This is a genomic window from Thermotomaculum hydrothermale, assembly GCF_016592575.1.
Taxonomy (GTDB): domain Bacteria; phylum Acidobacteriota; class Holophagae; order Thermotomaculales; family Thermotomaculaceae; genus Thermotomaculum; species Thermotomaculum hydrothermale.
Genome location: NZ_AP017470.1, coordinates 1,928,162 through 1,950,954, shown reverse-complemented (window position 1 = coordinate 1,950,954; position 22,793 = coordinate 1,928,162). Strand labels below are relative to the sequence as shown.

The window sequence follows — 22,793 nt, the reverse complement described above, 5'->3', positions numbered from 1 at the left end:
GTTTATGGATTTTGCGAAATTATACAATAGTGTTTCTCTCTGGCTTCAAGCTAACTGGGGAGTTATTTTAAAGTATTTGATATTTCTTATAGTTGGCTTTTATTTAAGTGCAAAGGTAAGTAAAGTTGTTGCTTCAATTATGAAAAAGAGAAATGTTGATCCCGCTGTTATAAATCTTGTGAGAAAGCTTGTTTACTACACCCTTATTTTTGTAGTGCTTCTTTCAGTTTTGACTGGACTGGGCTTTAACATAAACTCTCTGCTTGCTTTGATAGGAGCTGTAGGTTTAGGAATTGGCCTTGCGTTGAAGGATTCCCTTTCTCAAATAGCATCAGGGATTCAACTTGTTATTTTCAGGCCGTTTACAATTGGAGACTTTATTGATTTAGGTTCTGCAAGCGGAATCGTCCAGGATATAGGTTTTTTCTATACAACATTAAAAACCCTTGATAACAAAGTTATAACCGTTCCAAACAATGTAATAACCACCTCCTCTATTGTTAATTTTACAAAGGAAAAGATTAGGCGGGTTGACGCTACATTTGGAATAGGTTACTCAGACGACATAAAAAAGGCAAAAAAGATTATGCTTGATGTGGCATCGAAAAATGAAAAGATTTTAAAGGAGCCTAAGACTGAGGTTTTTGTTATTGAGCTTGGGGATAGCTCTGTAAACCTTGAGCTTAGGGCATGGGTTGATCCTGCTGATTACTGGGATGTCTACTTTTACCTTCTTGAAAATGTGAAAATAGAGTTTGATAAAAATGGGATTTCAATTCCATTTCCTCAAATGGATGTGCATTTAGACGGGGGGTTGTCTAAATAAAAAAAATTATTAAATAATAATTTGAATTATTTATGAAAAAGTGATATATTTAATTTATAAAAAGAAAAGGAGGAAAAAATGTTTGACAAAAAAATGGAAGAAGCTTTAAATAAGCAATTAAATGAGGAATTGTTCTCGGCTTACCTCTATCTCTCTATGTCTGCATGGTTTGATTCAATTGGTCTTAAAGGCTTTGCAAACTGGATGATGGTTCAGTACAAAGAGGAGACAGAGCATGCAATGAAGTTTTATAACTATATTCAAACAAGGGGGGGCGATATAAAGTTGATGGCAATTAAAGAGCCTCCGTCAAAGTGGGATTCACCGTTGCACGCTTTTAAAGAGACATTAAAACACGAGCAGTTTATCACAAAGTGCATTAATGAACTTGTTGATCTTGCAGAGGAATTAAAAGACAGACCGACAATGAACTTTTTACAGTGGTTTATTGATGAACAGGTAGAGGAAGAGGAAAACGACAGAGATATAATACACAGGCTTGAATTAATTGGTGATAGCAAACACGGTTTGTTTATGCTTGACAGGGAATTGGGGGAAAGAACCTATACCCCTGAAACAGATTAAACAAAAAAAGATATTTCGTTGACCCCGCTTTATGCGGGGTTTTTTGTTGTCTTTAGTTTTAAACTAAATTTTTTACTGTTATAATTGAGGCATGGCTGAAAGAGTTTTAATTATTGACGATGAAAAAGACATTGTTGAGTCTATAGCAAATATCCTGGCGCTTGAAGGATATTCTGTTTTAAAGGCCACCCGCGGTTATGACGGATTAAAGATAGCGTTAAACGACAATCCAGATGTTGTTCTCCTTGATATAAAGATGCCTGTTATGGATGGGTTAGAGGTTTTAGAAAAACTTATAGAAAATGATTTTACAAACCCTGTAATTATTATTTCAGGCCATGGGGATATAAAGACAGCAGTTGAAGCTGTACAAAAAGGCGCTTTTGATTTTCTTGAAAAGCCTCTTGGTGCTGAGCAGATACTGATTGCAGTAAAAAATGCAATACAATCCATTAAAAAAACTGATAATCTTGAAAATAATAATAACTTTTTCCTAATAGGAGAAAGCGAGGCTTTTAGGAAAGTGCTTGCTATTGCAGAGAGGGTTGCAAAAACAAGTGCACCTGTTTTAATCACTGGAGAGACAGGAACAGGTAAGGAGATGATTGCAAGGTATATCCACGAGAAAAGCGGAAGGAAGGGAAATTTTGTTGAGGTTAACTGTGCCGCAATCCCTGAAGAGTTAATTGAAAGTGAATTATTCGGGCATGTAAAGGGCTCTTTTACAGGTGCAATTGATGATAAAGAGGGTAAGTTTGTTGCCGCACACAATGGAACTCTATTTTTAGATGAAATTGGAGATATGAGTTTCAAAACCCAGGCAAAGGTTTTAAGGGCTTTGCAGGAGAAAATAATTTATGCTATAGGCTCAAACAATCCTGTTCCTGTAAATGTAAGGGTAATATCGGCAACAAACAAGGATTTGAAAAAAGAAATAGAGAAAGGGAATTTCAGGGAAGACTTGTTTTATAGAATTAATGTTATAGAAATTGAGATGCCCCCTTTAAGGGAGAGAAAGGACGATATTCCTCTCCTTGCTGAGCATTTTGCAGGTATTGTGGCGAAAGAAAATAGGCTTGACAATGTTGTGTTTGAAAAGGATGCACTTGAATATTTAAAGAGTTTTGAATACAGGGGCAATATAAGAGAGTTGAAAAATAAGATAGAAAAAATTGTAATTCTCTGTCAGAAGCCTGTTATAAACAAGGATGATGTTGAAAAGGTTTTAACGGGTTCAATTAGTTTAGACAATCTTCCTCTATCAGAGGCTAAAAAGGTTCCCGAGTTAAAACAGCCCAACCTTTTAAAAGCAAAAACATTAAAAGAGGTAAGGGAAATGGCAGAAAAATATTTTATAATTGAAAAGTTGAAAGAAAACAACTTTAACATATCAAAAACAGCAGAGGTTATTGGGGTGCCGAGAAGCAATATGTATAAAAAGATTGAGCAGTATAAAATAAATGTAAAGGAGTTAGAAGATTACTATGGGAAAGGTTAGTATTGCAGAAAGTTTGTTGAAGATTAAGGCTGTTTCTCTATCTTTAGACCCGCCTTTTACCTGGGTTTCGGGAATCAAGTCTCCAATTTATTGTGATAATAGGCTTTTTATTTCCTATGTTGATGAAAGAAGGAAGGTTGTTGATGCATTTATTGAAAAGATTACCAATTCAGGCCTTGAGTTTAATGTAATTGCAGGGACTGCAACATCAGCTATCCCTTTTGCTGCATGGATTTCAGAAAAACTCTCCCTTCCTATGGTTTATGTGAGGGCTCAAAAGAAGGAACATGGAAAGGGCAAATCAGTTGAAGGAAGGCTTGAAAAGGGTTCAAGGGTTATTGTAATTGAAGACTTAATTTCAACAGGGAAATCCTCTGTGCAGGTTGTCAAAAACCTCAGGGAAGAGGGTGCAGAGGTTGTTGGTGTTTTTTCAATATTCAGTTATCAGTTTAAAAAGGCTGATGATAACTTTAAGTCTGTGGGGTTAAGTTATCAATCCCTTGAAAATATAGAATCTCTGTTACAACACGCTGTTGAAAAAAACTATCTCTCTCAAAGAGATGCAGATATTATAAACGAGTTTAGAAAAGACCCTGAAAACTGGTATTCAACTTACTTTAAAGGAGAGTAATGAAAGGGATAATCGCAAGATTTTCCAACAAGCAAATACTTCTCATAATTTTATCGGTAATTGTTGGAGTCTGTGCAGGGTTAGGAGCAGTTGGTGTAAGGCAATTAATCAGGTTTATAACAACACTTTCTTTTAGTGGATACGAAAACTTCCTTGAGGTTTTGCATACAATCCCAACATATAGAAAAATCCTTGCCCCTGCTATTGGCGGTTTGATTGTAGGCCCAATTATTTACTTTTTTGCGAAAGAGGCAAAGGGGCACGGTGTGCCTGAGGTTATGCTTGCAATGTTAATGAAGGATGGCAAGATAAGGCCAAGGGTTGCATTTGTAAAGGCAATTGCTTCGGCAATTTCAATAGGTTCTGGCGGCTCGGTAGGAAGGGAAGGCCCTATTGTTCAAATTGGTGCATCTTTAGGTTCAACTGTTGGCCAATACTTTAATCTTGATAGAAGGGATATTCAAACGCTTGTTGCCTGTGGTGCAGCAGGGGGCATTGCCGCTGCCTTTAACGCTCCTATTGCAGGGGCATTGTTTTCCGTTGAAATAATATTGGGAGACTTTGGTGTTGCGGCTTTAAGCCCTATTATTATATCCTCTGTTATTTCAACAATTGTCGCAAGGCATTTTGAAGGTAACCTTGTAGCTTTTGTGGTTCCTCCTTACTCTTTAAATACACCTTTTGAATTGTTGCCCTATACTTTTTTAGGTATTGTTGCAGGATTGATAGCAGTTTCTTTTATTGTTACATTGTATTATTTGGAAGATTGGTTTGAAAAATCACCTATCCCTGAGTATGTCCAGCCAATGATAGGCGGTTTTATTGTGGGACTTATAGGGGTTTACTTTCCCTATATTTACGGGGTAGGTTATGAATCAATAAACGGTGCTCTGCACAATCAATGGCCTTTGTACATTTTGTTGCTTATGATTCCAATGAAAATTATAGCCACCTCAATAACCTTAGGCTCCGGTGGATCAGGTGGTGTTTTTGCCCCTTCACTTTTTTTGGGAGCAGCAACAGGTGGTGCAGTAGGGGTTATAACTCACAGTCTTTTCCCACAGGCAGCATCTGCTGGTGCTTATGCCCTTGTTGGAATGGGGGCTGTTGTTGCTGCCACCACCCAGGCACCAATTACGGCTATAATAATTATTTTTGAACTTACCCAGAATTATATGGTTATTGCACCTTTAATGTTTACCTGTATTATTTCAACCTTAATAGCAACTGCAATAAAGAAGGAATCAATTTATACATTAAAACTTAAACTTAAAGGAATTGAGCTTGTAGAAGGTAGGGAAGAGTCAATCTTGAAGCAGGTAAAAATAGACTCTGTTATAAAGGAAGGTGTTTTCTTTTACATTAACCACAATTTAAAGTATATTATTGACACTGTTCTTTCCACAAATCAAAGTGTTTTCCCCGTTTTAAGCCCATCAAATAAATTGGTTGGAATTCTAACTTTAAATAATATTAAATCTGTTTTTTACGAAAAAGAGGCTTTAGCAGAACTTGTTATAGCAGAGGATATAGCAGAAGACCCTGTGTATCTTACAGAAGATTCCAATCTCCAGGATGCTATGGATATTGAAGGAAGGCATTCAATTGAAGAAATCCCTGTTGTTAAGGATAGTGAATCTATGGAGTACAGGGGTATTGTTTTTGTCCATGACATAATCAACCTCTACAATTTTGAGATTAAGAAGAGGGAATTGGCTTTGGCTGTTATTACAAGAAAAAAGTATAAAGATGTAACAAAGGGATTGAATTTAGGGGAAGGGATGAGATTGATGGAGTTAAAAGTCCCTGATTCTTTTGTAAACAGGAGTTTAAAAGACCTTGCAATAAGGAATAACTATAATCTTGAGGTTTTGATAATTAAGAGAGGCAAAAATACATTTATCCCCAATGCAGAAACTGTGCTTCATGAGGGGGACAATTTTGTTGTTGTTGGTAAATACGAAGATATCAGAAAACTAAGGCAAAAAGAAGGGGTGTAATTTGAAGTTAACTTCGTCAACTATTTATCTAAGCAAAAAGGCTTTTTTAAATAATATAAGGTTTTTAAAGTCGTTCGCGCCTAATTCTAAATTTTTCCCTGTTGTAAAGTCAAATGCTTATGGGCATGGTTTGAAAGAGGTTGTTTCAATTGTTGATGACTATGTTGACGGTTACTGTGTTCATTCTACTGATGAAGCGCTTGAAATAAACACAAATAATCCAATTTTGATTTTAGGGCATATAAACAAAAGTGAAAAAGAATTAATAGAGATTTTGAAAACAAAAGAACTTTACTTTACAGTTTATTCTGAACAAACTGTTGATTTACTTGAGAAAATTGCTGGAAAAGTAAACAAAAAAATCTCACTTTTTGTAAAAGTTGAAACAGGAACACACAGGCTTGGGCTTGACGAAAAGGATGCTTTAAGTCTTGCAGAGAGGATTGAAAAGAGTAATTTATTAAATTTTTCTGGGTTTTCAACCCATTTTGCCAACATAGAGGATACAACAGACCATAGTTTTGCAAAAAAACAGATGGAGATTTTTAACAGAGTGATTGGAGAATTTAACCAAAAAGGTGTCTATAAGCACAATGCCTGTTCTGCGGCACTGATGCTTTTTGAAGAGACAAGGACTGAGATTGTAAGGCCTGGTATTTCGTTTTACGGTTACTATCCCAGTAGAGAGACAATTGTTTCCTTAAACTCAAAAGGCTACAATAGAAAAAATGGGTTAAAGCCAGCCCTATCGTGGATTACAAAGCCACTACAAATAAAAAAGGTAAAGGCTGGAGAGTACATAGGTTATGGCTTAACATACAGGGCAAACAGGGATATGGTAATTGCTGTGTTGCCTGTTGGTTATTCAGACGGTTACGACAGAGGGCTTTCAAACAACGGTTTTGTTCTTGTGGAAGGTAAAAGATGCCCTGTTGTTGGAAGGGTTTGCATGAACCTTTTTATGGTGGATGTAACTCATGTTGAAAGGGTAAGTGTTGATGACGATGTTGTTTTAATAGGGAAAAGTGGAGAAGAAGAGATAACTGCCGATACTCTTGCCTCTCTTACAGGGACAATTAATTACGAGGTAATAGCAAGACTAAACCCGTATATTCAAAAAAAGATAATTGATTAAAAATGAGGAATATAAAATTAATCCTTCAATACGACGGGACAAATTATTCTGGCTGGCAAATTCAACCAGATGTGAAAACAGTGCAGGGAGTAGTAAAGCAGGCAGTTGAAACCCTTGTTGACCATGAGGTAAAACTTATTGGTGCATCGAGAACAGATGCAGGAGTGCATGCATTTGGCCAGGTTGCCGCTTTTAAGACAAAAAAATCTCATTCCTTGTATGTGATTAAAAAAGGCTTGAATTCTATTTTACCTGAGGATATAAGGGTAATTAAGGTTGAAGAGGTTGATACTTCATTTCATCCCAGATTTAATGCAAAAGGGAAAACTTATAAATACCGCTTTTTTATAGGTGATGTTGTTCCCCCATTTGAAAGGTTTTACTGTTACCAGATTAGAGGCAAGGTTGATATTGAAAAAATGATTGAAGCAGCTGAGTTTTTTAAAGGAGAAAAGGATTTCTCTTCTTTCAGGGATTCAATGTGTACTGCAAAAAATCCTGTTAAAAAAATCAAAGTTTCAAAATTTAATTTGTTGAACAATGGCTTTTTAGAATATATAATAACAGGCGATAGTTTTTTGCATCATATGGTTAGAAATATTGCCGGTACTTTGCTGTGGATAGGGAAAGGGAAGATTAGTATTGATTCCCTGCCAGAAATTTTTGAGAAAAAAGACAGAAAATTTGCCGGGCCTACTCTTGATGCAAAGGGGTTATTTTTAGAAAAGGTTTATTATTAAAATACAGGGAGGAAAAATGAAAAAACTTTTTTCTTTTGTTTTAATTTTAACCTTGCTAACAAGCTCATGCTCATGGTTTGAGAAACAGCAGGTTAAAAAGATGGAACAAATGGCAATGAAGATTGACAAGTTAAATGATGAATTAAAACAAAAAGAAGAGGCTTACAGGCAACTTCTTTCAGAGTATGGGTTAAAGGGAGATAAAAAACTTACCCCTGAGCAGATGAGAATGCTTGCTTTAACACCAGAGCAGAGGGCTTATTTAAAGAAAAGGCTTGCTCAGGAAAAGGATTCATCATACTCTGCAATAATACAGGAAATTCTTAACAAAGATGAAGAAATTAAGCAGTTGAGAAAAGAGATTCAGGAATTGAAAGACAAATTGCCGAAGCCTTATGTAGTCCAGCCTGGTGATAATCATTACGATATTTGTATGAAATTTTTAACAGAGCAAAAAGGGTTAACCCCTGAAGAGGCTCAAAAGCTTGTTGAAAGGGTTAATTTGCTTGAATATCTCCTTCCTGGCTTTGAAGTTTATCTATTTTATGACAATGGTGTTTTCGGAACTTTTGTTATCCAGGGCACTGCCGATATGAGCCCCAATCAGATAAAAAGGTACTATAAAACAAAGTTAATCAATGAAAGGGATAAGGCAAGACAGGAGGCTGAAAAACTCTCAGCAGAGGTAAAAGACCTTGAAGCAAGAAAAGCTGAACTGCTTGCCCAGTTAAGAGAATTAGAGCAGTTAAAAGCTGATATGCAGAATCAAATTTCTAAGCTAACCTCAAAAAATAAAGCACTTTCTCAGGAAAACCTGAAAAAAGAGAAAATGCTTAACTCGGTTTTTTACCATGTTGATAATTACAAAGCCTTGAAGAAAAAGGGAATTGTCGGAAGGTTTCTCTTTGGAAAACCAAAACTGAAAAAATTCAACGCTGTAAAGTTTGATAAATCTGCAGACTTAAGAGAGGTTGATTCAATTACTGTTAATGCAGAAGATGCAGGACTTGTAAAAATTAGTGGAATTTACATAATGCCTTCCCATTTTATTAAGGATAAGGATTATCAGATTAAAATTTCCCCTGACAAAAAAAGTGCTACAATCTTCTTGATTAATCCTGACAAATTTAGAATGAGCAAGGTGTTAATCGCAGTTAGATAAAATCCAGGCATTTGATTTTAATCGGGGGCTATTAAGCCCCCTTTTTTATTGTCTGTTTGCTTGAAAATTTAGTGTATAATAAAATAGAAACTGCGAAAATTTGCCAAAAAGGTAATTTATGAGGAATTTTAAACAAAAACTTTTGAATGTATTTTTTATATATGTTCTTATTACCATAACTTTTGGTCTTGTTCTTTACTATTATTTAAAAGAAAAATCCTTTGTTTATATTGTTGTGTTTTTTCTTTTAATTTCTGCTGTTTTTGCACTATTTTTGAGATGGTATTTTTCAAAAATAATAAATTTTATCAAAGAGCAATTAAATTCTCTCAATTCTCTTGTTACGAAGGGAGAGCCATCCCCTGTGAAGGATTCTATATTTGAAGAGTTACATAATGAGATTTTAATAAAATCTCAGGAGATAAAGCAGATTATAAATGATTTTGTTGAGACAAATAGCCTTGTAAAAACAAGGATAAATGATGTTATTTATTCATTTAATGAATTGCTTGAAGATTACGGTGATTTTAACAAAAAATTCAGGGAGATGGTTAACTATATTTCTTCTATTTCAAAAGATGAATTTGATATTAAAGTAGAAGATAAACTGAAGTCCTTTGTTGAGCTAACAGTTGAAATCAGCAGATTTAAAGAGCAGCTTATTGACCTTGTTGAAAAAGTAAAAGATATTGTAAATGATTATATTGTTAGAACTTCAGAGGATATAAAAAATGCAAATATGGTTATTAAAGGGTTTTTGTCATTTAGTGAAAACCTTGTGCTAAATATAGATAAGATAATTTTGTTTTTAAATAACTTAACCTCTCATTCAGGTAAACTGATGGAAGAAATAAAAAAAATTGATAAGCATAAAAATATTCTGATTGAGAGGGTGGAGAAAATAAGGGACAACTTTGATATTGAAAAAGATTTATTTGACGAGATTGTTGGAGTAAACAGAACTGTAAATGACATTTTTTATCAGTTGAAAACTTTGCTTTTAGAGGTATCAAATCTAAACAAAAAAACTTCTTTAATGTCTCTTAACGCGTTGATTTATGCTTCAGAATCTTCTCAAGGGGATAAAAAATTTGGAACAGTTGCAAAGGAATTAAAGAAACTGGTTGAAGATATTGAACGAAAATATTCTCAAATAAACAATTATTTTTCTGAATTAATGGATAAAAACAATGAAACCTCTAAACTGCTTGTTGATTTTGAAAAAGTGAAAACAGAAAGCAGGGTTGAACTGTCCAGAATTGCCACTGATTTAGACCATCTTTCCCACCATACCAATATGACGCAACTAAGCTATTCAAAAATTATAGAGCCAATTGAAGAAAATGTTACTCTGCTTAACAGTATAAAAGAAGGTATAATAAATCACAGCAGTGCAGTAAAACAGGTTTTGATTGTTTTTAAAGATTATCTTGCAAAGCTTGATAAGGCTGAGAAGGACAAAGAGTCTTTTGACAGCCTGGTTATTGCAACATCTACTTTGTTGGATTATATAAATAGCACACTTCCAACTATTACCAATTATATTACTGAACTTTTCAAAAGCCTTGAGGATTTTTCAAAACAACTTGATGAGGCAAATTTGGTAATTAATGAATTTAATAATGATAAATCAGTAAAAGAGTTTGGCTTTATGCTTGAAGAGTTACAGCATAAGAGGATTGCTAATTTGAAAAATTCAATTGTATTGCTTGAAAAGGCTAACAATATAAAAAAAATACTTTAATAGAGGTGAAATATGTTTAACAGGGTTATTTTAATTGGAAGAGCAGGTCAGGATATTGATGTCAGGTTTACTCCAGGTGGCACAAAGGTTGCTAAGTTTTCCCTTGCTACCTCAAGGAGTTATATGGATTCACAGGGTAATTGGCAGGAAAAGACAGAATGGCACAATATTGCATTGTGGGGAAGACTTGCTGACAAGGGAGAAAGGGTTGTAAAAAAAGGTAACCTTTACTTTATTGAGGGGAGTATTGAGTATTCAAGCTGGGATGATTCAAGCGGTAACAAAAGGTACAAGACAGAAATCAGAGCGTTAACTCTAATTCCCTTAACGCCAAGGTCTGCCGAAGCGATGAAGAGTTCTATGACAGCCGCTGCCCCTGTTGTAGAGGAAACTTCTGGTGCTAAAGAGCCTGAGCCTATTGATGATATAAAAGAAGAATTGGATAAAATAGAAGAGCCGCAGGATGATTTTATAGATGATATAGGCGATGATGATGTGCCTTTTTAATCTTTATCTTTCTTTTTAGCCCTTGGGTGATAGTTAAAGTAAATTTGTTTTAGTCTTTCATTGGTAATATGGGTATAAATCTGGGTGGTTGATATATCAGAGTGGCCTAACATAATCTGCACTGCCCTTAAATCTGCCCCATGTTCAAGCAAATGGGTAGCAAAGGTGTGTCTTAAAGTGTGCGGGGAAAGTTTATGAGCAATTCCTAATTTTTGCCCATACGCTTTAAGTATTTTCCAGAATCCCTGCCTTGTGATTTTGTTTCCTCTTGTGTTGAGAAAGAGAAAATAACTTTTTTTATCCTTTAATAATTTAAGCCGGCCATCATTTATATACTCTTTCAGGCAATTGTATGCTTTTTTGCTGAAAGGCACAAGCCTTTCTTTTGAGCCTTTGCCTATTGTTATTAAAAATCTTTCCTCTAAATTAAGGTTGTTCATCTTTAAATCTATTAGCTCTGATACCCTTAATCCTGTTGCGTAAAGCAACTCAATCATTGCTTTGTCTCTCTGTCCAGTTGGGGTTGATATATCAGGTAAATTTAACAGTTTTTCAACCTCTTCATCTGTCAGGTATTTTGGGAGCATTTTGAATGCTTTGGGAGTTTCTAAAATTTCAGCAGGGTTGGAGGCTATCTCCCCTTCGTTAAATAAAAATTTGTAAAAGCTTCTCAGTGTTGCAACATGCCTTTTTATAGTCATGGGGGCATAACCTGAATTATACAGGTAGGCTATATAACCAGTTAAATCCTCTTCCTTTACCTTTGCAATATTAATTTTGTTTAATTCAAGGAATTCTTTAAAATGGGTTAAGTCAAAAAGATACGATTCAACAGTGTTTTTTGAAAGCCCTCTTTCTGACATAAGGTAATTTGCAAATCTTTCAATCATAAAAAATAAAGAGGGGAGAAATCTCCCCTTTTTTTAATTTAATAAATCAATTGCAACCAGACAGGTTAGAAGAGCAAAGTCAATTAATTGTTTGATTTCAACATATTCATTTGCAACATGAAAGGCTTCATCATCTCCAGGCCCCCAGCCAACTGCAGTTACACCGTATATATTTAATGTTTTGGCAAAAGTGCCTCCACCCATTCCAAAAGGTTCTGGTTCAAATCCCAGTACTTCTTTTGTATTTATCTGAATTGCCTTTACAAGGTCATTGTCAGGGTCAACTGCATGAGGCTCATTCCAGCTCATACATTCAATTGTAAATTTTCCACCTTCTACTTTTGCGGCGCATTCTTCAAGTTTTTTTATAACCTGCTCTTTTGTCATTCCAGGGACGGTTCTTATGTCAAGCAGTATCTCGCATTGGCCTGGGACAATATTTGCCGCTGCCCCACCGTGAATTTCTCCTAAATTTAAAGTTGGGTCTCCTAAAACAGGATGAACAGTGTAGTCAAACTTTAATTTTTCAATTTCACACACCATTTTTGCCATCATATAAACTGCATTAATTCCTTTTTCAGGGGTGGAACCATGCGCCTGTTTCCCGTGGGCAGTAACCTTAAAAACAGTTCTTCCCTTTTCCGCAATATCAATCCTCTCCATATTTTCACCTATGTCAGGGATTATTGCAAAAGTTGGATTTATTAGTTTTTCTTCAAGAAGGTATCCTATCCCGTAATCAATCCCATCAGGGTCTTCAGCCTCTTCGTCTGACAGTGCAGCTAATTGTAACTCACCTTCCAGTTCAATTCCAAGCTCTTTCAAAACCTCTCCAGCAACAATTATTGAGGCAAGCGGTCCTTTGTTGTCAAGGGTTCCTCTTCCATAAAGTTTTCCGTCTTTTTCAACAACCTCAAATGGGTCAGTGTCCCAGCCATCTCCAGCAGGGACAATATCCATGTGTGCGGCCATAAAAAGCCTTTTCCCGTTTTTGTCTTTCCCTATTTTACCTATTATGTTTGGTCTTCCCTCCATTCTTGCAAATTCGTCATATGGGATGTTGTGCTCCTCAAATTCCCTTTTAACAATATTTCCTACCCTGTACTCCTCGCCTCTAAATTTCAGGTAGGGATGCTCGCTCAACTTTTCTGAAACAACATTTACAGTTTTTTCCTTTACCATTTCTCTAACAAGAGAGACAATTTTATCCCTTATTTTCCCCTCGTTTTCTTTGAAATAAGCCTTTATTTTTGCTTTTTCATCCATAAATAACTCCTTGTTTGAAATTCATTTATAGTATACCAGATTTTTTGTATGTTAATTGTCGAGTTTCTTTCTTGTGTGTTATAATTTTTGATGAAAATTTGCAATGAGAGGGGAAAAATGTCTGAAGAAATAAAAGATGTTCCAATAGTGAAAAAAAACTGGATTAAAAAACCAACATGGAGAAATATAGGCCTGATAATAATTGTTTTTCTGCTTTATTACTATGCAAGGCCAACGAAGTTAAGTTTTATTGTAGGCGGCTTTATGGTTGTGCTGGGAGAGTTAATAAGGCTGTGGGCAGCAGGTTATTTGATGAAAAATAAAAAGCTTGTTGTTGTTGGACCCTATGCATATATAAGAGACCCTCTTTACTTAGGTTCTCTTTTGATTTTGTCAGGTTTATCTGTTACTGCAAGAAATTGGTATATTCTTGCCCTTGTTTTAATTGCATTCTTTGGATTTTATCTCCCCAGAAAAATAAAGATAGAAACTGCAAGGCTTGAAAATATATTTGGGGATGAGTACAGGGAATACAGGGAAAATGTAAGAAGTATAATCCCGAGACTTACCCCTTTCAGAGATACAGGAGAAAAATGGGAATTTAAACAGATATTTCACAACTCAGAGCATGCGACAGGATTGGTAGTTCTCCTTGCTTGGCTTGCTTTCTACTATTTTTTAAAGAGGTAAATTAAATGAAAAAACATATAAACTTTGTCTTTCTTCTTGTTTTTATATTAGCAGGTTCGGCCTGTTACCACTCAACGGGTATTGAGGCACCTGTTTCTGTTGTTTCAAGGACTGATGAAAATAATGCAAAACTGTATATAAGTGATTCTCCTAAAACAATGGGTGCTTATGATGATTTTTACCTTTCAAACAACAGGTTTGACGTAATTGTTGATGGTGGAATTTTAGGGGAGAGGAAACAGAATTTTCTTGCCCCAACAGGCGGTACAATTGTTGATATAACAAATATTGCTGTTGATGCATTGGGAAATAAGGAAAGTTACAACAACGATAATATTAATCAAATTTTTCAGGTGGTAAATAACAATTTAAACACCCCTGTTGCATATACAAATATTAAAGTAGATACAATAAGTGATGAATCTGCTTCTTTGGTTTGTGAAGGTTATGTTATGGACAAAAGCGGGGAATTTGCTAATGCAGGCTTTGCTGTTGACCCGCAAACCAGGCTAGTTAAAGATTTAAAGGTAACAACGGTTTACTATATAGAAAGAAATTCTACTTATTTGAAAATGACAACTGTTGTAGAAAACACAAGTGACAGGCAGGCTCCTATTTTTACTATAGGTGATTTTGTTTTTACCGGAGGTAATACTTCAAGGCGTTTTGTCCCTGCACCAGGTTATGGTTATGCACCAGAAAATGCTTCTCATGGCATAGTGTACGCTCCCTTTGTTGCATTTGAACAGCATGTTCAACCCTTCCAGGCTTTAATAGAGTTCTCCCCTGATGATGGTGTTGTTATGTGCCAGTTTGATTCTTCCAATCAGGCTTATGAAAAAAGCGGGGGAACTTATACTGTTGTTAGTAAGGTTGGCAAAACTACAGATGTTGTTTCTCCACACGGTTCTATAACATTTGAAAGGTACATTATCCCTGCACTCTCTGCAAATATGTATACTGCATTCTTTAATGCATTAAATATTTTTGAGGATGCAAGTTCTAACCCCCTTAACTTTATGGTTGATCTTGCAAGAATTTCAGGTTATGTGAACTATAATTTAGACCAGCAGAATATGATCGTTCAATTTGAGCAGATAATTCCAGGAAAGTATTTTGACGGGAATGAGATAGTAAATTCTCCAATTCCGGTTCCAATGCTTGCTTATAGAACTTCTAATACTGGAGGATTTAGCGTTTACCTTCCAGCAGGTACCTATCAATTAAGGGTAAGTGGAAATGGAATAAAAGATTATGTTGAAAATACTTATACTTTCTTTGATGCTGGAGACCCTGATGTTGAAGGCGATGAAACAGAGGAAGAGAGACAGATTATTGTTGAGCCCGGGTCAAAACTTGATGTAGGTGAGATAAGCCTCTATCCTGATTTAATAGGAAGAGTTGAAACAATAGTTAAGGACTCAAATGGGACTATTATTCCAGCAAGGGTAAGTATTTTCCCCTTAGACCCTTCTAAAACCATTAACTTTGGCGAGCAGGAAGAGGTTGAGAATGGCAGTTTAAACTACTACTTCCTTTATTACGGAGATAGAAAGATACCTCTTATGTTGGGAGATTATGATTTTGTAATTAGTGCAGGTCCACTTTATTCTATTTCCGTAAATCAGGTTGGAATTTCTAAGGGAGAAGATGAAGATGGCAATCCTGTTGTAAATATTTCTCCTGAATCTCTTGAAGTTTCTTTAACAAAGGTTGTTGATAATGGGAATTATATCCCCTTTGACCCTGCAGTATTAACCAACTTTAGTTACAATTGTACTGTTAACGGTATTGAGAGAACCATGGAAGCATTGTCTGAGCATGTAAAGATAATAATGACTGCTGATATTAACACTGTTGCTGATTTGCTTGATTATCACGCTGCTTTAAAAAGTAGATATAAAAAAGAAACCACAAATAGTGTAGATTTTTCTGATGATGATATAAGGGTGTTAACAGGTGCAACCATTAAGAGTTTTTCTCCAAAGGCAGCATACCCGGAGGGATTTGGAGAATTCCTTGTTTTTCCTGTAAAGAGGGTTGAAGGTTTAAAAGGATACGGTATTGGAGAAACAGGAGACAGAGAATTTGCCACTGTTTTCGATACTTTAAAAACTAAAATGCAGCTTGATAACCTCTATGCTGGTTTAATAAATCCAAGGGATAATTCCGCTTTACCTAACGGAGTGAAAAGGGGATTATTTGAGGCTTTAAATTCCCCTGTGCCGATAAATCCTGATAATTCTTATTTTTCAAGGGTTTCAGAGCATGGAACAGGAACCACAAACAATGTTTTTTCATTAATTGAGGTTCTTGAGAATGTTAAATACTCTGATTACCTTAAAAACAGGCTTGATTGGTTTAACCTGTTGAATTCAGGAGAGAAAAAACTTGCTTTCGGGGCAAGCAACTGGCCTGGCGCAACTCCTTATTTTACTGGAAATCCGAGAACCTATGTTTACTATGAAATGCCAGATGGGCAGAGTTTTAATGAAGATGATTTTCTTGCTCAATTTGCCACAGGGCATTCATTTGTTTCAACAGGACCATTCTTAGATGTTAAAGTTAATTCAGCAATGCCAGGAGATACAGTTTCTGTTTCTTCAAACAGTGTGGATGTTAGTATAAACATTAAAGCACCAGACTGGATACCGGTAGATGAAGTAAGAATTATTGTCAATGGCGAGGTTGTTTTCAGAGAACCCGTCCCACAATCTGACAATGTCAACAGATATTCTAAGACTGTTAATGTTGCACTTCCCTCAACTGATAGTTATATTGTAGTTGAGTGCGGAGCAACACTTGAAAACATTGCATCAGGGATTTACCCTCAAGGTGATTTTGCAAGGATTTATCCAGGGGTTCAGCCCCTTGCTTTTACAAATCCAATATTTGTTGACAGGGACGGAGATAGCATGTGGCACGGAAAGTAAAATTTATACTTTGTCTGCATTCTCATCAGCCTGTAGGCAACCTTGATTATGTATTTAAAAGTGTTTATAGGGAGAGTTATCTACCTTTTTTAAAAGAGTTTGAGAAGCACCCTGATTTCCCTGTTTCTTTACATTACAGCGGTCCCCTCTTGGAGTGGCTTGAAGAGAACACTCCAGAGTATTTTGAACTGCTTAACTTAATGGTAAAAAGAGGCCAGGTTGAATTAATCGGCGGTGCTTTTTATGAGCCTATTCTTTCCTTTATAAAATCTAAAGATAGAATAGACCAGATTAAATATATGCAAAAATACCTTTTTGAGAATTTTAATTGTAACCCTGATGGGTTCTGGCTTGCAGAAAGGGTGTGGGAGCAGGGGCTTGTTTACGACATGGCTAAAGCAGGAGTTAAGTTTACAATGGTTGACCATACCCATTTTCTCTATGCTGGATTTAATAAAGTGCCTTCAGGTTACTATGTGGCTGAAGACAGAGGGAAGTTTGTTTATGTATTTCCGTTAAATGAGAAGTTAAGGTATTTAATTCCATTTAAACCTGTAAATGAGGTGCTTGATTATTTAAAAACATTTCTTGATAGGGAAGAAGATGAAGCAATTATTGTCTATGGAGACGATGGCGAAAAATTTGGAAGCTGGCCTGGAACTTTTGATTTAATCTATAAAGAAAAATGGCTTTCAAGGTTTATTAATGAATGTCTTAAACAGGATTGGCTTGAAGTAACCACTTTTGAAAGGGTATTAAAAAATTACTCCCCTCAAGGTTTGTGTTATCTCCCCGATGCATCATACAGGGAGATGATGGAATGGGCTTTATATCCTGATGACCAGCAGAAATTAGAAGATTTATACAGAGAGTTTGAAAATAGGTCTGATTTGGCAAGATTTATAAGGGGTGGGAGTTATAGAAATTTCAGAAAAAAATACCCTGAAAGCCTGATTATGTACTCAAGGATGATAGATTTTTCAAACAATTGCCAGACAGATAAGCAAAGACAGTACCTTTTAAAGTCTCAATGTAACTGTGCATACTGGCACGGTGTTTTTGGGGGAATTTACCTTCCCCATTTAAGGAATGCCGTGTTTGAAAACATTATTAAAGGTGAAAATCTGCTTTTTGAACAATTAGGGGTTGAAATTGTAAAGGAAGAAAAAGACATAAACTTTGACGGGAAAAACGAGGTTATTCTCTGGAATAGGGATTTAAAGCTTATTTTTGAACCCCACAGAGGTGGCAGGCTAATTTCTCTGGATTTAGTTCCTGTCGGAACAAATATTCAGTCAACCTTTACAAGACAAAAGGAGTTTTACCATAGGTATGTTTTTGAAGGTGGAAAGAAGGAAATGGTTGGGGTTCACGACACCCCGGCATTGAAGGAGCCAGACCTTGATAAATACCTTGTTTACGATAAATATCAGAGGCTTTCTTTTATTGAGCATAAATTTAATACCTTGCCTTCCGCAGAGGATATAGAGTTTTTGAATTTTGAAATTGACAGGAATTTTATTGAAAGAAACCTCAATTACAGAATTTGCAAAAGGAAGGCTGGAGTTGAGTTTTTAAACTCTGAAAATCAGGTTGAAAAGAAGGTTGAGTTAAAAGATAGAAAAATTGAGATTGAATACAACCTTGAGCACATTGCTTCTAAATACTTTGCTGTTGAATTTAATCTTTTTACCCTATCCCCTGATGCACCTGACAAATATTTTCAACTTGACGGTGGGTTTGTAGGGAATGCAGGGGTTTTATTTGAAGGAAAGGGAAAAAATTTATCCTTTAAGGATGAATGGAGAGGGTTTGAAATTAATTTTTCCTCAAAGTTAGAATTTGATTTAAGAATTGCGCCACTTTACACGGTTAATCTTTCTGAAAGCGGTATTGAGAGGGTATTCCAGAATTCAACCATTTTTTTGATTTTCAAAAACAATAAAGGTAAAATAAATTTATCACTAAGTTTTGATTTTTTTAAGAGGTGATTAATGTCTGTTAAAACAATTGTTATGCTTCTTGCTGGTGGCGAGGGGAGAAGGCTTTTCCCTTTGACTATGGACAGGACAAAGCCCGCCGTGCCATGGGGGGGTAGGTACAGGATTATTGATATTGTTTTAAGTAATTTTGTAAATTCAGGATTTACAAGAATAAATGTGTTAACACAGTTTAAAGCAGATTCTCTAATCAAGCATATCTCAAGAGGCTGGCAGTTAGAGAGTAAGTTTGGGAGATACATTGACATAATCCCTGCCCAGATGAGGGTTTCAAGGGACTGGTATAAGGGGAGTGCAGATGCGATTTATCAGAATTTAAATATTATCAATGATGAATCCCCTGAGCATGTTTTTGTCTTTGGTGCTGACCATATCTATAAAATGGAAATTAGCCAATTTTTAAATTATCATAGAAGAAAAAGGGCAGATTTGACAATTTCAGCTTTGCCTGTTCCCATTGAGGAAGCAAAGAGGTTTGGAGTAATTGAGGTTGATAAGGATATGAGGGTTATTGGCTTTGAGGAAAAGCCTGAAAATCCAAAACCAATGCCAGGCAATCCAGATTTTGCCCTTGTGTCAATGGGAAATTATATTTTTAAGGCTGATGTTCTTGTTGATGTTGTAAAGAGGGATGCTGAAAAAGAGAATTCAGAACACGATTTCGGTAAAAATGTAATTCCATCAATGTACAATGATTACAAAGTTTTTGTTTACGATTTCAGGAAAAACAGGGTGCCGGGGATAACCAAGAAGGAAATAGGGTACTGGGTTGATATTGGAACTATTGATTCATACTGGAAGGCAAGCATGGATTTGGTTTCAGTTTCCCCAATATTTAACCTTTACAATAAAAAATGGCCTATTTATTCATACAATCAGGATGCTCCCCCTGCAAAGTTTGTTTTTGCCAATGAGAAGAAAAAGAGGGTTGGAGTTGCCACAGATTCAATAATTGCGGAAGGTTGTATTATAAGTGGTGGAAGGGTAAACAAATCAATTTTGTTTTCAAATGTAAGGATAAATTCATACTCTAATGTGGACAATTGTATTCTATTCAACAATGTAAATGTTGGGCGCCATTGTAAATTGAAAAATGTCCTCTGCGATAAAGATGTTAATATCCCTCCGCATACAGTAATAGGCTATAACCTGGAAGAAGATAAGAAAAGGTTTAAGGTTACTGAAGAGGGAATTGTTGTAATTCCAAAGGGTTATAAATTTGACTGAAATTATAGTTTCTTTTAACGAAACTGAATACTCTGAAAATCTTGAAAAATACATTGAGAAAATTAAGCCTTATGGGTTAATCTTTTTTTCAAAAAATATTAAATCAAAAATACAGTTAAAAAGCCTTGTGTCATCAATAAAAAATAATTTCCCATCTATTAAATTAGCCATTGATTTAGAGGGTGGGCTTGTAAACAGGTTTAGAAAGATTGAGGGGGATATCCCCCTGCCTGAAAATAAAGAAAAATTCCTTGAATTTGGCAAAAGAATAGGTTTTTTATTAAATTACTATGGTTTTGACATAGACTTTGCCCCGGTTGTTGATATTGACAGGGGGGTAAAAGGCAATGGCCTTGATGGAAGGTATTTAGGAAAAAGTGTAGATGAAGTTATTGAAAAGGCAAGCGATTTTCTTGAGGGGTTGGAAAGCGAGGGGATAACAGGTTGTTTAAAGCACTATATTGGTTTAAGTTACGCAAAAATTGACTCCCACTTTGGTTTGCCTGAAATAGAAGAGATAAAAGAGGAAGATGAGTTGCCTTTCAGGGTTTTATCAAAAAAAAATAGGCTTATAATGTTTGCTCATATCAAGATTAAAGGTTATGGAATTTCAACATACAGCAAAAAACTTGTTAACAGGGTAAAGTCTTTTCACAAAGGGAAAATTGTAACCGATGATTTAGGAATGAAGGCACTACCTGTTGAAAAATTGACAAAAAAAATAGAAAAGGTCTCTCTTGCCGGTTTTGATTTTGCAATTGTAAGTGATATGATTTCAGGTTTTAATCTTCCTGAATTGCTTTAGTGTTTTTTTCAGGCCAGTTTTGCTTTAATAATTTTAGCCCTAAAAAGCCAAAAAGCCCTAAAATAGCAATTTCAAATTCCAGAGAGTATAATGCAAATAAGTTGTTTCCTAAGTGGTTTAAAGCAAACCAGCCTGCGATTGTATCAACAAAGGTTTTGTAAACAAATGAAGCCCAGAACCACTTTTGTTTTTTTGTTAAATATGCGAAGACAATTAGAACAGTTGCAAAAATATGAATAAATATTGTTGAAATTCTTTCAATTATAGGCGCTGGTATTATCCAGATATTTAATAGCTCAACTTTTGCTAAAACCTCTTTAGGGAAACTGTCTGGGCTTATGATAATCAACCCAATGGAAATAAGTGAAATAACTCCAAGCCCTATAGCCTCAATAGCTCCAAAGCCAATACCAAAACCAACCGCCTCTTCAAAGCTTTCCTTTTGCAAAGATTTTATAAGCCAAACAAATAATAGTACAATCCCGCATTCAAAAACGCCGGTTAAAAGTCCTATGTAAATGTAAAACAAAATATCTGAGAAAGGTTTTGTAAAAGTTTCTTGTAACAAAACTTTTATCTTTTCATTAAAAAGTATTGCAAAGACAAATTTTAATCCAACTCCAAAAATCCAGGCTGCTGCTCCTAATAGATAAAAGGAAAAGTCTATTTTGTGTTTTTTTTGCCATATAAGGTATGCAAAAATTCCCGCAATTACCATTCCAATACCTGAAATTAAGAATAAAGTTCTCATTTTTTCTCCCTTTTATGTAAGTTCTAAACTCACAGGTTTCTTTTTAATTCTAAAACTTTTTTTTCGCTCGCTCTATATAACAGAATTTTTCCTGCCAGTTTTTTCCATTATAATACCTTGTTTTAAGAAGTTCTTTTAATTTATCGGAAGGGATACTTATATTTAATTTTTCAAAATATGCTGAATTCCAGAAAGAGCACAAACATTTTTCAAGCATATAGGAAAATGAAAACTCTCTTAGGTTTATATTTTGAAAATAATTTTTGTCAGACTGCAATTTGTTGGTTGATATTAAATCACAGTAAAAACTTATTGCATCTTTGGTGTTTTCCATTTTGCAACTTAAGATTGAGAATTGCCACACGGAATGCTTGATAATAAAAGGGTTAAATCCAAACCTTACATAAACAATTTTGTAGAAAGGATTGACTTTTTCAGCCATCTCTCTTTTATCCCGCTTATTCAGGATAATCTCCCCATATTTATCCCAGTCTCCTTCAATTGCAATCCCTATTTCTTCGCTTTTTTCATGCTGTAAAAAATTATTTGTACCACTGAGGTATAGCTCCTTTTTGCCGTCTTTGTTTAAGTCTTTTGCACAGGCGTCTAAAATCCAGCCCGGGTGTTGCACCTTTATTAACTTATTTTCCGGGTTGTCTTTGAAAACTATGAAAGAACAGGGGTAAAGGGCAAAGTGAGTAAGTGATACGGCTATTTCACATTTTCCATCATTATCAAGGTCTATCAATCTCACAAGTGCAATGTGATTCTGCTCTAATTTCCTCCCTTCAAAGTAACCTTTTTCGTTTAAATTAAACTTTGATTTTTAAAAAAGCCCTCCGTTTTTGTTCCTTAAATAGACAAAGAGAGTGCTATTTGCCCTATTTTCTGGCTCACAAAACACCAGGTCTTCCAGTTTGTCTCCGTTTATATCCCCAATGTCGAACCATTTTGGAAATTTATTATGACAAATTGTTCCATGATAAATAAAAGAAAATCTCTTTATCTTTTCATCATTACTGTTGTATATATCTAAAATAAGTGAATTTCCTATTTTTTTTAATTTCCAGAAAAGTTTACCGTTATCTTTTTTTGAAATAGGAAGAATTTGTTGTTTATAATTTGATTGTGAAAAAATAAAAATAGTAAGCAAAAGCCCTGTAATAACAGCCAGATAAAAAACTAATTTTTTGGAAAAGTGCTCTTGCTTTCTGTCTTTATGGCTTTTTCTTTCAAGCCAATTCAACAACTCTGTTTTAGAAGCGTAAACCCTTTTCCCTTTTTTGTGCTGGTAAACAGGCATTCCGTCCTGTTTATGCCATCTTGTTGCTGTTTTCTCGCTGACTCCTAAAAAATCTGCTATTTCTTTCCAGCCTTCAAGCCTGTCTTTTTTTTCATTCATT

Annotated in this window: 20 protein-coding genes; 15 read left to right on the top strand and 5 right to left on the bottom strand. The window is 35.3% G+C overall.

Features of this window, described 5'->3' with window-relative positions; genetic code table 11:
* Positions 1–4: 4 nt before the first annotated feature.
* From TTHT_RS09055 to TTHT_RS09010, 10 genes are all read left to right on the top strand, one after another.
* The gene (locus tag TTHT_RS09055; protein ID WP_201327651.1) at positions 5–826 is read left to right on the top strand and encodes a mechanosensitive ion channel family protein; all 822 of its coding nucleotides are present in this window, start codon (positions 5–7) and stop codon (positions 824–826) included.
* A gap of 78 nt (positions 827–904) precedes the next feature.
* The gene (locus TTHT_RS09050; protein ID WP_201327650.1) at positions 905–1,411 is read left to right on the top strand and encodes a ferritin; all 507 of its coding nucleotides are present in this window, start codon (positions 905–907) and stop codon (positions 1,409–1,411) included.
* Between the two features lie 91 nt (positions 1,412–1,502).
* Positions 1,503–2,909 carry a sigma-54-dependent transcriptional regulator gene (locus TTHT_RS09045; RefSeq protein ID WP_201327649.1) on the top strand — a complete coding sequence of 469 codons (1,407 nt, stop codon included), beginning with the start codon at positions 1,503–1,505 and terminating at the stop codon, positions 2,907–2,909.
* Positions 2,896–3,540 (top strand): orotate phosphoribosyltransferase, encoded by a 645-nt coding sequence (gene pyrE / locus TTHT_RS09040; RefSeq protein WP_201327648.1) that lies wholly within the window; start codon positions 2,896–2,898, stop codon positions 3,538–3,540. The genes TTHT_RS09045 and pyrE overlap by 14 nt, the downstream gene beginning before the upstream one ends.
* On the top strand, positions 3,540–5,540 hold the full coding sequence (locus TTHT_RS09035; protein WP_201327647.1) for a chloride channel protein: 2,001 nt from the start codon (positions 3,540–3,542) through the stop codon (positions 5,538–5,540). The genes pyrE and TTHT_RS09035 overlap by 1 nt, the downstream gene beginning before the upstream one ends.
* Position 5,541: 1 nt before the next feature.
* Positions 5,542–6,675: an alanine racemase gene (gene alr, locus TTHT_RS09030; protein WP_201327646.1), complete on the top strand. Its 1,134-nt coding sequence runs from the start codon at positions 5,542–5,544 to the stop codon at positions 6,673–6,675.
* Between the two features lie 2 nt (positions 6,676–6,677).
* The gene (gene truA / locus TTHT_RS09025; RefSeq protein WP_201327645.1) at positions 6,678–7,415 is read left to right on the top strand and encodes a tRNA pseudouridine(38-40) synthase TruA; all 738 of its coding nucleotides are present in this window, start codon (positions 6,678–6,680) and stop codon (positions 7,413–7,415) included.
* A 16-nt stretch (positions 7,416–7,431) separates the two neighbouring features.
* Entirely contained in the window at positions 7,432–8,577 is a 1,146-nt protein-coding gene (locus TTHT_RS09020; protein WP_201327644.1) for a hypothetical protein, read from the top strand.
* Positions 8,578–8,695: 118 nt separating this feature from the next.
* Positions 8,696–10,321, top strand: a complete 1,626-nt coding sequence (locus TTHT_RS09015) for a methyl-accepting chemotaxis protein (protein ID WP_201327643.1) — start codon at positions 8,696–8,698, stop codon at positions 10,319–10,321.
* A gap of 12 nt (positions 10,322–10,333) precedes the next feature.
* On the top strand, positions 10,334–10,828 hold the full coding sequence (locus TTHT_RS09010; RefSeq protein WP_201327642.1) for a single-stranded DNA-binding protein: 495 nt from the start codon (positions 10,334–10,336) through the stop codon (positions 10,826–10,828).
* Here the strand turns inward: TTHT_RS09010 and xerD are convergent.
* Positions 10,825–11,718, bottom strand: coding sequence for a site-specific tyrosine recombinase XerD (gene xerD, locus TTHT_RS09005; RefSeq protein WP_201327641.1), 894 nt, complete (start codon positions 11,716–11,718; stop codon positions 10,825–10,827). The genes TTHT_RS09010 and xerD overlap by 4 nt on opposite strands.
* A 33-nt stretch (positions 11,719–11,751) precedes the next feature.
* Positions 11,752–12,984 (bottom strand): M20 family metallopeptidase, encoded by a 1,233-nt coding sequence (locus TTHT_RS09000; RefSeq protein WP_201327640.1) that lies wholly within the window; start codon positions 12,982–12,984, stop codon positions 11,752–11,754.
* Between the two features lie 117 nt (positions 12,985–13,101).
* On the opposite strand from TTHT_RS09000, the gene TTHT_RS08995 reads away from it, so the two are divergent.
* From TTHT_RS08995 to TTHT_RS08975, 5 genes are read left to right on the top strand one after another with little or no spacing between them, the layout of a single operon-like run.
* Entirely contained in the window at positions 13,102–13,674 is a 573-nt protein-coding gene (locus TTHT_RS08995; RefSeq protein WP_201327639.1) for a methyltransferase family protein, read from the top strand.
* A gap of 5 nt (positions 13,675–13,679) precedes the next feature.
* Entirely contained in the window at positions 13,680–16,607 is a 2,928-nt protein-coding gene (locus tag TTHT_RS08990; protein WP_201327638.1) for a CehA/McbA family metallohydrolase, read from the top strand.
* The gene (locus tag TTHT_RS08985) at positions 16,592–18,598 is read left to right on the top strand and encodes an alpha-amylase/4-alpha-glucanotransferase domain-containing protein (protein WP_201327637.1); all 2,007 of its coding nucleotides are present in this window, start codon (positions 16,592–16,594) and stop codon (positions 18,596–18,598) included. Before TTHT_RS08990 ends, TTHT_RS08985 begins: the two co-directional genes overlap by 16 nt.
* A gap of 3 nt (positions 18,599–18,601) precedes the next feature.
* On the top strand, positions 18,602–19,834 hold the full coding sequence (glgC, locus tag TTHT_RS08980; protein ID WP_201327636.1) for a glucose-1-phosphate adenylyltransferase: 1,233 nt from the start codon (positions 18,602–18,604) through the stop codon (positions 19,832–19,834).
* Positions 19,827–20,639: a glycoside hydrolase family 3 protein gene (locus TTHT_RS08975; RefSeq protein WP_201327635.1), complete on the top strand. Its 813-nt coding sequence runs from the start codon at positions 19,827–19,829 to the stop codon at positions 20,637–20,639. Before glgC ends, TTHT_RS08975 begins: the two co-directional genes overlap by 8 nt.
* On the opposite strand, the gene TTHT_RS08970 is transcribed toward TTHT_RS08975, so the two are convergent.
* From TTHT_RS08970 to TTHT_RS08960, 3 genes are all read right to left on the bottom strand, one after another.
* Positions 20,617–21,390: a YhfC family glutamic-type intramembrane protease gene (locus tag TTHT_RS08970; protein WP_201327634.1), complete on the bottom strand. Its 774-nt coding sequence runs from the start codon at positions 21,388–21,390 to the stop codon at positions 20,617–20,619. The two genes, TTHT_RS08975 and TTHT_RS08970, sit on opposite strands and share 23 nt — an antisense overlap.
* A gap of 49 nt (positions 21,391–21,439) precedes the next feature.
* Positions 21,440–22,144, bottom strand: a complete 705-nt coding sequence (locus TTHT_RS08965; RefSeq protein WP_201327633.1) for a hypothetical protein — start codon at positions 22,142–22,144, stop codon at positions 21,440–21,442.
* Between the two features lie 72 nt (positions 22,145–22,216).
* A complete protein-coding gene (locus TTHT_RS08960; protein ID WP_201327632.1) occupies positions 22,217–22,792 on the bottom strand; it encodes a helix-turn-helix transcriptional regulator in 576 nt (191 codons plus the stop codon).
* Between the last annotated feature and the right edge of the window lies 1 nt (position 22,793).

Excerpts from the sequence above, each read along its gene's own strand:
- TTHT_RS09055 (WP_201327651.1), top strand. The coding sequence starts at position 5 with ATGGATTTTGCGAAATTATACAATAGTGTTTCTCTCTGGCTTCAAGCT.
- TTHT_RS09035 (WP_201327647.1), top strand. The coding sequence starts at position 3,540 with ATGAAAGGGATAATCGCAAGATTTTCCAACAAGCAAATACTTCTCATA.
- pyrE (WP_201327648.1), top strand. The coding sequence starts at position 2,896 with ATGGGAAAGGTTAGTATTGCAGAAAGTTTGTTGAAGATTAAGGCTGTT.
- TTHT_RS08990 (WP_201327638.1), top strand. The coding sequence starts at position 13,680 with ATGAAAAAACATATAAACTTTGTCTTTCTTCTTGTTTTTATATTAGCA.
- TTHT_RS09000 (WP_201327640.1), bottom strand. The coding sequence starts at position 12,984 with ATGGATGAAAAAGCAAAAATAAAGGCTTATTTCAAAGAAAACGAGGGG.
- glgC (WP_201327636.1), top strand. The coding sequence starts at position 18,602 with ATGTCTGTTAAAACAATTGTTATGCTTCTTGCTGGTGGCGAGGGGAGA.
- TTHT_RS09050 (WP_201327650.1), top strand. The coding sequence starts at position 905 with ATGTTTGACAAAAAAATGGAAGAAGCTTTAAATAAGCAATTAAATGAG.
- TTHT_RS08995 (WP_201327639.1), top strand. The coding sequence starts at position 13,102 with ATGTCTGAAGAAATAAAAGATGTTCCAATAGTGAAAAAAAACTGGATT.
- TTHT_RS09045 (WP_201327649.1), top strand. The coding sequence starts at position 1,503 with ATGGCTGAAAGAGTTTTAATTATTGACGATGAAAAAGACATTGTTGAG.
- truA (WP_201327645.1), top strand. The coding sequence starts at position 6,678 with ATGAGGAATATAAAATTAATCCTTCAATACGACGGGACAAATTATTCT.
- TTHT_RS09020 (WP_201327644.1), top strand. The coding sequence starts at position 7,432 with ATGAAAAAACTTTTTTCTTTTGTTTTAATTTTAACCTTGCTAACAAGC.
- TTHT_RS08960 (WP_201327632.1), bottom strand. The coding sequence starts at position 22,792 with ATGAATGAAAAAAAAGACAGGCTTGAAGGCTGGAAAGAAATAGCAGAT.
- TTHT_RS09015 (WP_201327643.1), top strand. The coding sequence starts at position 8,696 with ATGAGGAATTTTAAACAAAAACTTTTGAATGTATTTTTTATATATGTT.
- xerD (WP_201327641.1), bottom strand. The coding sequence starts at position 11,718 with ATGATTGAAAGATTTGCAAATTACCTTATGTCAGAAAGAGGGCTTTCA.
- TTHT_RS09010 (WP_201327642.1), top strand. The coding sequence starts at position 10,334 with ATGTTTAACAGGGTTATTTTAATTGGAAGAGCAGGTCAGGATATTGAT.
- TTHT_RS08970 (WP_201327634.1), bottom strand. The coding sequence starts at position 21,390 with ATGAGAACTTTATTCTTAATTTCAGGTATTGGAATGGTAATTGCGGGA.